This window comes from Methylobacterium sp. J-059, from assembly GCF_022829485.1.
In the GTDB taxonomy this organism is placed as follows: Bacteria; Pseudomonadota; Alphaproteobacteria; order Rhizobiales; family Beijerinckiaceae; genus Methylobacterium.
The window spans coordinates 1-714 of sequence record NZ_JAKSYA010000004.1 but is presented as its reverse complement, the minus strand read 5'-3'; the positions used below and the strand labels follow the sequence as shown (position 1 = coordinate 714).

Sequence of the window (714 nt, the reverse complement as noted above, 5' to 3'; positions counted from 1 at the left end):
TGTAGGCGGCGCTGGCCGCAGCACCCGCGTTGCCGGCGGCGTCGACGACGCTCACCGTCACCGTCCCGGCGCCGATCGGGGTGGCGACAGCGGCGGTAAAGCTGGTGCCGCTGACGCTGGCCAGGGTGTCGACACCGTTGAGGCTGACCACGACCTGGTCGCCCGCGCCGAGTGCCGCGCTGAGCGTACCCGTGACCGGCATGGTCGCCGATTGCGCCTCGGTGGCGTCGATGATCCCGTCGCCGGCGACGTGGACGAGGCTCGCCTTGGCGAGCGGCGCGACGGTATCGGCCACGATGGTCGTGCCGGTGACTGACCTGGTGGTTCCATCCGAACCTGTGACCACGAGGCTGGACCCAACCGAGCCGTTGAAGCCCGACAGGTCGACTGCACCCAGGCCGTTGGCTGCGATCGTGGCCGTCTTGACGTAGGTTCCGTCCGTGAAGGTGGCGACCGCCGTCTCGGTCAGGCCGAGGCTGGCGACGCGGAAAGCTACAGCCTTCGCTTCGACAGCGTTGACAATGTGGTCGGCCGTGTCGTTGACAACCAGAGTGGTCACCGGGGCCGCGGTCATGTAGGCGGCGCTGGCCGCAGCACCCGCGTTGCCGGCGGCGTCGACGACGCTCACCGTCACCGTCCCGGCGCCGATCGGGGTGGCGACAGCGGCGGTAAAGCTGGTGCCGCTGACGCTGGCCAGGGTGTCGACACCGTTGA

The 714-nt window shown here is 69.9% G+C and carries 1 pseudogene; it reads right to left on the bottom strand.

The features are described from left to right. A pseudogene (locus MKK55_RS00025) lies at positions 1-714 on the bottom strand (hypothetical protein); the annotation flags it as partial.